The organism is Haloarcula ordinaria (assembly GCF_029338275.1).
Lineage (GTDB): Archaea > Halobacteriota > Halobacteria > Halobacteriales > Haloarculaceae > Haloarcula > Haloarcula ordinaria.
Window position 1 is genome coordinate 1897182 of record NZ_CP119789.1, and the last position, 11262, is coordinate 1908443.

General features: G+C 49.4%; 7 protein-coding genes and 1 pseudogene. 6 read left to right on the forward strand and 2 right to left on the reverse strand.

All coding sequences use genetic code 11. The features are described from left to right. Positions 1-9 precede the first annotated feature (9 nt). Complete coding sequence (locus P1L41_RS10070) at positions 10-2553, reverse strand: hypothetical protein (RefSeq protein ID WP_276295599.1); 2544 nt, start codon at positions 2551-2553, stop codon at positions 10-12. A gap of 225 nt (positions 2554-2778) precedes the next feature. On the opposite strand from P1L41_RS10070, the gene P1L41_RS10075 reads away from it, so the two are divergent. The 6 genes and pseudogenes from P1L41_RS10075 to P1L41_RS10100 all read left to right on the forward strand — a co-directional run. After that, a complete protein-coding gene (locus tag P1L41_RS10075; RefSeq protein ID WP_276295600.1) occupies positions 2779-4359 on the forward strand; it encodes a type I restriction-modification system subunit M in 1581 nt (526 codons plus the stop codon). After that, positions 4356-5711: a restriction endonuclease subunit S gene (locus P1L41_RS10080; protein WP_276295601.1), complete on the forward strand. Its 1356-nt coding sequence runs from the start codon at positions 4356-4358 to the stop codon at positions 5709-5711. Before P1L41_RS10075 ends, P1L41_RS10080 begins: the two co-directional genes overlap by 4 nt. Positions 5712-5717: 6 nt before the next feature. Next, on the forward strand, positions 5718-8708 hold the full coding sequence (locus P1L41_RS10085; RefSeq protein WP_276295602.1) for a type I restriction endonuclease subunit R: 2991 nt from the start codon (positions 5718-5720) through the stop codon (positions 8706-8708). 267 nt (positions 8709-8975) lie between these two features. After that, positions 8976-9269, forward strand: coding sequence for a hypothetical protein (locus tag P1L41_RS10090; RefSeq protein WP_276295603.1), 294 nt, complete (start codon positions 8976-8978; stop codon positions 9267-9269). A gap of 22 nt (positions 9270-9291) precedes the next feature. Further along, positions 9292-9510 carry a hypothetical protein gene (locus tag P1L41_RS10095; RefSeq protein WP_276295604.1) on the forward strand — a complete coding sequence of 73 codons (219 nt, stop codon included), beginning with the start codon at positions 9292-9294 and terminating at the stop codon, positions 9508-9510. Between the two features lie 94 nt (positions 9511-9604). Further along, positions 9605-9979, forward strand: a pseudogene (locus P1L41_RS10100) (creatininase family protein); the annotation flags it as partial. Between the two features lie 508 nt (positions 9980-10487). On the opposite strand, the gene P1L41_RS10105 reads toward P1L41_RS10100, so the two are convergent. Further along, a complete protein-coding gene (locus P1L41_RS10105; RefSeq protein WP_276295606.1) occupies positions 10488-11225 on the reverse strand; it encodes a metallophosphoesterase in 738 nt (245 codons plus the stop codon). Positions 11226-11262: the final 37 nt, after the last annotated feature.

The following is an 11262-nucleotide window of genomic DNA, read 5'->3' on the forward strand; positions in this document are numbered from 1 at the left end:
GAGTGCCAATCAAGGGAAAATGTCCTGCTCCATGAAATCACGGAGGGAGCTGATATCTAATGAACTATCTTCGATCTCCGATCCAAAGTTTTCGAATAAGATCTCTGCATTTTCAGCCGTTAAGTCTACGTAGAAGTCGTCGTCCACTTCCTGATGGTAGTACTTCCCATCATTGAGAGTTAGGTAGAATTGCCGATAGAATTCTTGAATATTCCGTTTGATAAGGTCGACGTTCTCATTGAAGACGAGATGTAGAGCGAATATGAAATCAACGTGCATCAATACAGGCGTTCCATCCCAGCTGGTCATTTTATTTATCCGATCTGCGACACTGGATCCGAAATTCCCTGACTCAGCATTTGTGATGACGACGAAATTCTTGAACCGAGTATCAGACGATTTGACTTCAGTGGACTCCTTAATCCGGTGGACATAATCTCGTAGATCCTTCGCTTCTGAAGCCCCGATGTGGAATTCGTCCGAGGAGGTGAATTTACAATCCCAACCGAACGATCGGAAATATTTCCCTTGTCCAGTAGAAAAAAGAAGTTCCGCAAATCCATCCGGTAAGTTTCCTCTCCTCTTGGTTCCCCACTGTTCGGCATTCGTGATGATCTGGTTGATCAGGTGGAAGATCTCTGGTTCGAAGTCCTCACCCCCATACTCGGAAGGATTAGCAACGATCTCTTGGAGTCGATCATAGGCGTGAGCTGCGTTCCCCGCGACGCGCTCTTCGGTAGCACGTGTTACTTGATCTATCTTCTGAGAGATGTAGTCTGACGACAATTCATCAGAGAGGTACTCGTCGATGATTGTACTAAGATCAAGATATGCTGCGAGCACTTCTTCCATCAATCGCTGATCCTTCACAGTCCCGAGATTGAGTAGAGTGACTGGGTTGACGCTTTTGTTGAGATGATTGACTGTATTCGGAGTGATGCTTACATCTGGCGTGTTGATCAGGACATGGGCTATATCGCCGTCGTGCCGAACCCGTCTAAAACGGTATTTCTTCCTGTAGATCTGTTCTTGTTTCGTTCCGAGGTACTCGATGTCTTCATCCTCCAATCGGTCCTTGAAGAACTCGAGGATGCCCCTATTCGACAACGAGACTTTTTCAAATTCGGCGAAGACGTCTAACGTTCCTCCACAGGCGGGACAAGTATCCCCGTCATGGCCCTCGTAAATTTCCTCACAGTTGCGCCCCCGACATTGCTTTCGTTCGACAGTTCGGGTGTTGATAACGCCTATCTCATCCAAATCCTCGATGAGATCCTGATAATGATTATTTTGGGTTTCGTAGGTTGGCGGGTTCTTGAGGATAAACGAGATCACCTGTTCTCGGTCTCCAGTCACCCAATGCAATGGGATTTCTTGATCGAGAGGAAGGCCAAAACTTTCCTGAAATGTCTCCCGAATACGCTCCGCTAGGGACCCGGAGTCCGTCTTGATATCAGTATCCAAGCGTAGCGTGTTTTCTTCCGAATAGATGTCAACCTTGACGCGAGCATCTACTCCGTACGCATTGAACCAGAATCGACGGACATTGGTAATCTCGGGATTTACAATATCCTCGGCAAGTTCGGAGACGACATTTCGAATCTCCGTATCATAGGACTTCTTAGAGACTGTCAGAGGGACCGTGGGGGTCGTCTGTGTACGCCTAAACTCTACATTCAGAATCCGGATATCGCCCTCCTCCTCCCCGTCTTCTTCGGGTAATTCTCGCAGGGCCTCCTCGAACTGATCGGCATTGACCTCTATCTGGTCCCCAACCTCGTCCTGACTCACCAGTGAGATAGAAAAAATCTCCTCTAATTTCTCGACAAGAGTATCTCGAATAGTTTGATTGTTCGTCAGGATATGAACTGCGTGGTCTTCCTCTTCAACTTCGACAAAGACGCTTCGAAGGTTACGCCGACGCTGTGCGCCAACGACATCGCGCCGTTCTCGGTCTGATGTCTGTCGGTCGATAGCAAAAATCGTTGAATCCTCGAAATCCAGCTCGTTTCGCTCCTCATATCGAAAGTGATCGGTATTGGTTCGACGAGCAAGCGTGAGCTGGATACTTCGAAAGTTGTCATCGAACCGATCGACGTAGTCATCTGGAAGTTCGTTCTCGATTTTGTAGGAACGTTCGTTCTTCGCGTCTGACCACTCTTTGTAGAGCAATAACCTATAAACAATATCTGATCTGCCATCCAGGAGTGCTTGGACAAGATATCTATATTCTCGATCTTCTTCTACCTCATCTCCCCATCTATCCGCTATTTCACGGAGTAACGTACGTTTGTCACTGAGGAATCGGTAGAGGGTATAGAGGAGAATTGATTCTGACTCATTCGTAAGGATGGCAGATTGGAGATTATCTGTGTCCTCGTCAATCTCCAAAATCTCTCGAATGACATCCAAGGTTTCATTATCTAAATCCTCAAGAACATCCTCAAACTTCGATTTATACGTATCATCCCAACCGTCCTCATATCTAGGTCGATCAGCGGGTACATCCCGTAGAATCTCGTTGGGATCTAACCGTGATTGAACGGCAGCCATAATTAGCAAAGCGGGTGACTCTCTCTTATTATTTTTCGTCAACTAATAATTGAGATGCAACGCAAAAAGAATGATTAGACAAGTATTGGCGGGACTACCAGTGAAGAAGTTGCCCGCCAGCCGCTTCACATCTGCGAGACAGGTTGAAAGAATTGGAATATTTTGCTTTTCCCAAACTTCTGGGCCAACGCAACTCTTAACCGAGCACCGTTAGCATTACTGCGTATGACTATTGCGGGAAATTCTAACGGCGAACTTGAAAAGAAACTCTGGGAAACCGCCGAAAAACTTCGAGGACCAGTCGACCCTTCCGAATACAAGGACTTCGCTCTTGGACTTCTCTTCCTGAAGAGTATGTCCGACTCCTTCGAGGCCCGTAAACGAGAACTGGAAGAGAAAACCCACGATCCAGACTCCCGTTACTACACAGAAGACGAACAAGAACGCGAATATATACTGACGGACAAGGACGAGTACAAGCGAGAGAACGTATTTTACCTTCCTGAAGAAGCTCGCTGGCAGTACTTCGTCGACAACGCCACTGACCCTCAAATAGGAAAGAAAATAGACGACGCGATGCGGGCAACCGAAGAAGAGAACCCACGCCTAAAAGGAATTCTTCCGAAAGGATATTCACGCTCCTCACTTGCCAGTAATGGATCTGACGCTCTAGAAGGGCTAATCAACCTCTTCGCCGACATCAAAATGGAGAATGGTAACGGAGAACAAGACGAGGATATCTTCGGCCGCATCTACGAATATTTCATTAAGCAGTTCGCGATGGAAGGTGGTCAAAAAGGAGGCGAGTTCTACACGCCGAAGAGCGTCGTCGAACTAATGGTTGAAATTCTGGAACCCTACGAAGGCCGAATTTTCGACCCCTTCAGCGGGTCAGGAGGTATGTTCGTCCAAAGCCAGAAATTCATCGAAAGTCATGGCGGAGACACAGACAAGATCTCCATCTACGGTCAAGAAATAAAGGAAAGAACACTCCAGATCTCCAAGATGAACCTCTATCTTAGAGGTCTAGATGGAAATATCAAACAGGGAGACAGCATCCTCAACGACCAGCACAAAGGTTTAGAAGCAGATTATATCCTCACAAATCCACCGTTCAATATGAGCGAGTGGGGTAAAGATTCAATCGCAGATGATGATCCTCGCTTCAAATATGGATTGCCGCCATCGAATAATGCCAATTATGCCTTCATCCAGCATATGATACACCATCTTGATGATACAGGAATGGCAGCCACAGTCATGGCAAATGGCGCAATGTCAGTACAAAATAATAGCGCCGAAATTCGAGAAGGGATTGTCGAAGACGACTTACTTGATACTGTGATTGCCCTCCCAAAAGCACTATTCTATACGACAAGTATTCCGGCTTGCATCTTCGTCTTTAGTAAGGGGAAAGGTAAGGACAAGTACAGAGACAGAAAGGGGGAGACACTTTTTGTTGATGCTACAGATTTATTTGAAACTGTAAGCAGAACTCAAAACCGACTTACTGAAGATCATATTCAAAAAATATCGGAGGCAGTCCAAGCGTACCGAGGTGAGGATCAAGCTGGAAAGTACGAGGATGAACGAGGATTCTGCAAGGTCGCAACTAGAGAGGATATCTCAGATAACCGGTATATAGTAACACCCGGAAGGTATGTTGGTGTAAGAGAAGAGAATGGAGATGAAGAACAATTTGAAAAGAAGATGGAGAGGCTCTCCGCGGATCTTCGAGAAATGTTTCAAGAATCCAATGAATTACAAAAGAAAATAGATAAGAGTATCGAGGAGGTGGGATTTTGACTTCCGAACAACAACAGCTCTCAGAAATCATAGAAAAGAATCACGACCAGCCAGATAGTGAAGTGCAAAGCTTAGCCAACCAATTCTATGGATTGGTTCCCGAGAACTGGGGATTTGGGAAGCTTGATGACTTGGTTGAGAATTTTATTGATTACCGTGGAAAAACCCCTCCTAAAGCGGACGAAGGGATACACATGTTATCTGCGGCAAATATCAAAGATGGCTTTATACTTCCAAAAAGAAAAGAGAAATTCGCATCAAAAGAAACATTTGAAGAATGGACCACTCGCGGAGTTCCTAAAAAAGGAGATGTGGTAATCACAACTGAAGCACCCGTAGGAGAAGTGGGTATAATTCGGACTGAGGAACCATTTCTTACTGCGCAGAGACTTATTACGATGAGGGTGGCTGAGTGCTTAGATTCGCGATATCTAAAATTCTGTCTACAGTATCAGAAAACCCAGAACCAACTAGAATCATATGCTAGTGGGACGACTGTCAGTAGTTTCAATCAAACAGACCTCAGAAATACAGTGATACCTTTGCCACCTATTTCTGAGCAGAAAAAGATCGGGTATATATTAGACAATATAGAGAAGAAAATTACCGTTAATAAGCAAGTCAACCAACTTCTAGGGGAACTTGCCCAGTCACTCTACAAATATCAATTTGTAGACTTTAGGCCTTATCACGAATTTAAAAATTCGAAGAAAGGAGAGATACCTACTGAATTCGAGGTTGATAATTTGCCTAAGTTGATGGATATAGTTCTTGGTGGAACTCCCAAATCAGATGTGGAAGACTACTACGGTGGAGATATTCTCTGGGCGAAGGCGAAGGATGTAGCTCAAGAGGACGATGCATTCATTTCTTCTACCGAAAAGTCGATAACTGAAAAGGGATTGGTGGAGAGTTCAGCCGAACTAATCCCTGAGGGAACAACAGTTATTACAGCTAGGGGTACTGTAGGGGAAACTGCATTAACTCCAATTGAGATGACAACTAATCAGACCTGTTACGGTTTAGTGCCGAAAAACAGAGAAGATAGATATTTCCTATATTTCCTCGTCCAATCACATATACAGAGGCTACGAAGTAGGACTCATGGTACAGTATTTGACACAATAAACATGAACACGCTCCGTGAGCAAGAAATTGTTCTTCCTCCGAAGAATGACCGTTTTGAGTTTAACGAGAAAATCACGCCGATTATGGATCTTATTAGGGAAAATCAGAATGAAAATAGATCACTCCATGAACTAAGAGATACTTTACTCCCAAAACTAATGTCCGGTGAAGTCAGGGTTAATGACATTAGTCTTGATGATTTAGAGGTTGATAGCGAGGTCTGATTGGTTATGTCTTTGAATGAGATGGAGTTATCGGAGAAACCGGCCCTACAGGTTTTCCAGGATATTGGATACGAATACAAGCCTGGTTCTGAGCTGGGGCCTAATAGTGAGGACCCGGAGAGGGAGTCGCTCTCTGATGTAGTGCTGCGTGGTCGTCTTGAGCGTAAGCTCCGCGAGTTCAATCCATCTCTGCCAGACGAGGCTATCGAAGACGCCATCTCCCAACTTCTTGGCTACAATTCTACTCGACTTCTGAAGAACAACAAGAATTTCCACGACAATCTGACTCAGGGCATTCAGGTTGAGTACGAGGAGAATGATGAAACCAAGGGCGACTTCGTCGATGTAATCGACTTTGAGAATCCTGAGAATAACGACTTCTTGGTATCTAACCAGGTCACGATTCAGTTCGGTGATAACCCGGAGAGAAGGCCAGATATTGTGGTTTTTATCAATGGACTTCCGATTGGGGTTCTCGAGATGAAGAACCCGACCGATCCGAACGCCTCTATCGGGAAGGCCTATAAACAGGTCACGGATCGGTACGTCGACGATATCCCGGACCTCTTCCATTACAATGAGCTGATCGGTGTGATGGATATGAGCAATGCCAGACTTGGTTGTCTGAGTGCTGGCTGGGAGTGGTTCTCTCCTTGGAGATATATTGATGAGGAAGAGGACGCGACCAGTAAGTATCCGCCTTCTGAAGTACTGATTAGAGGTGCTTTTGACCCGAAGAGAGTTCTTGATCTGATCAAGAACTTCGTTTTGTATTCTGATGAAGGAGGGGAGCTGAGTAAGAAGCTCGCTGCCTATCATCAGTTCTACGCGGTCAACCGTGCAATTGAGAGTAGTAAAGAGACTGTTCCGAACCCTGATGATAATCGAATCGGTGTTGTCTGGCATACTCAGGGTTCGGGGAAATCACTCTCGATGGTTTTCTACGCACATAAGATTCGCCAGACGAAGGAAGCCCGGAATCCCACTCTCGTATTTCTAACCGACCGTAACGACCTGGACGAGCAGTTATACAAAGAGTTCAAGAAGCATGATCTTCCAGCAGAGTGGGCGGACGATGATAACCGGGTAGAGCTTCGGAAACGTCTCGACCGTGAGTCTGGCGGTATAATTTTCGCTACGGTCCAGAAGTTCCAGACGACCGATGAGGAAGCGGTCTATCCTGAGGTGAACGACCGTCAAAATATGATAGTGGTTGCGGATGAGGCTCACCGTACTCAGTACAAGGAGCTGGCCGCTAACGTGCGGAGAGCTCTACCTAACGCTTCATATCTTGGTTTCACTGCGACTCCTATTGAGAAGGAAGACCGTTCGACTACCAATACGTTTGGAGGTTACATCAGCCAGTATACTATCGACCAGTCGCAGAAAGACGGTTCCACCGTCCCGATCTATTACGAGAGCCGTTTAGCTAAGCTTCAGATCAACGATCCTGAGATCGGGAAGCATTTTCAGGAGTTGATGGCATCGAAGTCGGATGATTTGCGGGAGGAAATGACTAAGCGGTGGACCAGCCTCCGCCGTATAATCGAGAACAGCGATGAGCGTACCCGGCAGATCGCGGAAGACATTGTTGAGCACTTCAATAACCGAGAAATAGAGGGAAAGGGGATGGTCGTTGCTATTAGCCGTGAGGCTGCGGTCAACTACAAGAAAGCTATCGAAGAGATTCCTGATGCTCCAGAAGTGGAGGTCGTCATCTCTGGTCCTGAGGACTATATCGATGACCCGGAGGATAACGAGAAGCTGAAACGTCGGTTCAAAGATGAGGACGATCCACTCAAATTAGCCGTTGTCTGTGATAAGTGGCTGACCGGATTTGACGTTCCGTGCCTTCACACTATGTACATCGACAAGCCGATGAAGAATCACAACCTGCTTCAGGCAATCGGCAGGGTCAACCGTGTTTATAAAGACAAGCCAGGTGGCCTGATCGTCGATTACATGGGTATTGCAGAGAATCTGAAGCAAGCCCTAGACAAGTACACGACCGAGATTCAGGAGACTGCGATGCTTGATCTTGAGGAAGCAGTTGAAGTCATGCATCAGAAACACTCTAGGGTTGCCAGCTTTTTCGACCAGATCGATTACAGTGATTGGCCTGAGCTGGAGCAGTTGGAACGCCAGCGTTTGATACACAAGGCGCAGAACGAGGTCTTGGTCACGGAAGAACGGGAGCAAAAGTTCAAGGAGGCGATGAAGGAGTTGAAGAAGGCCTTCTCTCTAGTTTCTCCACATCCCGCTTCCAACGAGATTAGGCAGGATATGGTGTTCTTCGAAGGTATTCTTGACAGTATCAAGAGCATGGAGAATCCAGGTGGGGATGAGGATGTTGAAGATCTTGATTCTGCGATGAAGGAGCTGGTTGCAGAGGGTGTCGGTATTGAGGATATGGTCGAGCTCTCTGGATTCGATACTTGGGAGGAAGAGAAGCCGATTCTTGGTGACAAGTTCATGTCCGATGTTGAGGAAGTTGAGTTCGAGAATTTGCAGGTTAAGATGCTTGAGCAGTTGATTCGTAACGAGATCTCCACGCGGAAGAAGGGCAACTTGGCTAAGTACGAGTCTTTCGAGGAAGAGTTAGAGGAGACCATCAAGGAGTACAACAATAACTTCCTTTCTACTCAGGAGGTTATAGAGGAGCTGAAAGGTTATGCTGAGGAGATTCAGGAGACGGATGATCGTCAGGATCAGCTAGATCTGAATGATGAGGAACTTGCGTTCTACGACGCGATTTCTGCGAACACGGATACCGAGATAGACGATGATACGCTGAAGAATATCGCTCGGGAACTCAAGAAGAATCTGAAAGACAGTACTGAAGTTGACTGGACGAACAGGGAGAAGATCAGAGCGGAGATCAAGACGGAGGTCAAGGCGGTTCTCCGGATTAACGGTCTCAGCTTGTATAAACACGAAGACTTGGTTGAGCCGATTGTAGCACAAGCCGAGGCCTTTTACGGTGGAGCAGCAGCTTGACCTGGATTTCCTGAGTTGCTGCGATCAGAAGCAAAAGAAGATAGAAAGTAGCTCGATCTATTTCATTTGGGATCGAAACGCCCTGGTTTTCGACATTCGCATTTCACGTTTTTTGCGAAATATTAGATATCTTATTGCTTTTCGCCGTTTTCTTCGTTTCTTTGCTCTCTGATTTCTTAGCAAGAAATTTACATGAATTCGGCGCGAGAACGCTTCTGCTCGCGCTTGCAAAAATCGCAAGCCTGCGAGCAGATAGGAGACCAAACTATGGGAGCAAGCAAGCACCTTAGCAACGAGGATAGCAACGAAGGTAGCAAAACCTACATCGAGTTCGACTCTTCGGAGGAGAACCAACGTGCAGCCTACCGGTTGGCCTCACGGGGAGGACAACTCCGTGAGGGAATCAACGACATAGATGAGTTCTTCGCTGAGATGGTTCCTCACGTCACAAAGCACCTCTTCGAGGGCGATAGTATCGACCTGATGGACTGGATGGAGTTAGATGAAGAGGACTTGGAAGAGTACAGAGAAGAGGTCCTAGAGGCTGAAGACGACGAATAGACCACAAACCTACCTTCATTTTATGACCGACTATTCAGAGAACGGAGAGAGTCCGGTATCGCATTCTAGCCACCGTGGGGAAGAGCTATTCGAGGCTGTGAGAGAAGCTATCGAAGACTGGGTAGCAGAGGAGTCGATAGAAGTTGAGCGAGACGGTGAGGCTATCGTAGCCGACGAAGACGAATTAGTCGAGAATATCTCGATTATGGTCGCTCTCGCAGTAGACGAGGCTGCTGAGTAGGCCGAACCCCTTCTTTTCCATTGCAGTTTCGGCAGCAGTAGCTGGTTTTCAATCACATATTTGAGTAATAACGATTCTAAATTTTCGCGGGCACATCGAGTGGATGTGGGACGAGAGCATCACGGAGCGAATCGAAGCGGCGTTCGAGACCCCAGGCCCACACGGCGGCCCGAAGGAGACGGCGCTGATTCAGCACCTCGCCGGCGACCTCGTTCACGACGATCGACTGGAACAAGCCCGCGACGGCGGCCTGGCGAACTTCGACGAGGAGACGGGGCGGGTCCACGGTGCACGGACGTTCTACGACGCGCTCGACAACTCGCAGAACGGCGTCTTCGGCGACCAGACGGACGCCAGCGACGAGGTCGGTGCCGAGCTGTTCGATGCCGCGCTGGACCACCTCTGTCGGCTCTGTGACTGGCTCGACGACCGGACCACCGAGGAGTTACTGCCGAAAGAACACGTCTGATGCGACGCTGAGAATCCGAGAGTTCGCACGAGAATTCGGCACAGAGGGGCCGAGATGGGTTACCGACGAGTCGCTGTCCGCTGTACGAGGTCGAGCTGTACCGGGTGCCCGCGAGGCGACGGCGTCCGGTTCGCCGCCGGGCTGCTGTCCGGGACCGGCGTCGCCGTGATACTGAACTGTGAACCACAGTCGCACGTCGCGCTGCCGTCGTGACCCTCGATGACGAGCCAGGTTCCACACTCGGCACAGTAAATCTCTGTTTTCTCGCGGGACATCGGTCCGGTATCGTTCCCCTACGATACTGAGTATAGGCTTCCTACCGTCCATTATCTGTGGGTGAAAATACGGTTCCACACTTTTCGACCGCGGAAATGGACACCCTCGACTGCTGTCGCCCGCCTTCGAGCCGCCTCGGCAGAGGACACAGCTGGAACAGCTTACCGCTGCAATTCGGTTCTACTTAGCAACTCCACGACCCCGCCGCGGCACTGACTCTCCGACACCGGTCTCAGACCGTCTGATAGGCGCCGAGGCGCGTGCCGTCCAGCAGGAACGCCTCGGCGTCTGCGAGGCCCGCCGGGAGAAACGGTGAGAGGAAGGACTGTCCATCGACGTTCACCCAGGTCCCGCCCGACCGGTCGTTGAACGCCGGGAAGACGACCAGGTCGGCACCAGGTTCGACCGCGCTCTCGAAGGCGTCGGGCGCGAGTTCGCCACGGAGCCACGCGCGTTCCTTGCGGACGCCGCCGACCTCGTCTTCCAAGCGGACCACCGGATGCTCGTGGCCCATACAGACTACGTCGGCGGCGAGAACGGCCGGTGACGGCCACGTGTGGCCGTGGACGAAACCCACGTCGCCGAGACGGGTGCCATGTGCGGGCGTGACCGTCACGTCCGCGCCGAGTTCGTCGAGAACATCTTCCAGGTCGCCGTCGTGGTTGCCCTTCACCAGCGTCATCGGGACGGAGAGAGAGTCGAACAGTGCAGCAAGTTCGTCGCGTTCGTCCGCGAACGGGTCGCCGATGGCGTGTCCGAGGTCGCCCACGACGACGACCCGGTCGGCGCCCGTCTCCGTGACGAGGCCCGTCAGCCGGCGGCGTCGCTCCGCCGCCGCGGACTCGAGCTCGACGCCGTCGTATCGGAGGCCGGCTTCGATACCGGCGTGATAGTCGGCGACGGCGAGCAGTCGCTCACCGTCGGTCTCGACAGTCGCGGCGGGCACGCCGGGGAGCGGTTCGACCGACATCGCCCGAACCTTGGCGATGACGCGAGAAAAGGACCGC

What these genes read in the sequence shown, in the direction of transcription:
- P1L41_RS10070 (WP_276295599.1), bottom strand. Translation starts at nt 2,553, where the DNA reads ATGGCTGCCGTTCAATCACGGTTAGATCCCAACGAGATTCTACGGGAT.
- P1L41_RS10075 (WP_276295600.1), top strand. Translation starts at nt 2,779, where the DNA reads ATGACTATTGCGGGAAATTCTAACGGCGAACTTGAAAAGAAACTCTGG.
- P1L41_RS10085 (WP_276295602.1), top strand. Translation starts at nt 5,718, where the DNA reads ATGTCTTTGAATGAGATGGAGTTATCGGAGAAACCGGCCCTACAGGTT.
- P1L41_RS10090 (WP_276295603.1), top strand. Translation starts at nt 8,976, where the DNA reads ATGGGAGCAAGCAAGCACCTTAGCAACGAGGATAGCAACGAAGGTAGC.
- P1L41_RS10095 (WP_276295604.1), top strand. Translation starts at nt 9,292, where the DNA reads ATGACCGACTATTCAGAGAACGGAGAGAGTCCGGTATCGCATTCTAGC.
- P1L41_RS10105 (WP_276295606.1), bottom strand. Translation starts at nt 11,225, where the DNA reads ATGTCGGTCGAACCGCTCCCCGGCGTGCCCGCCGCGACTGTCGAGACC.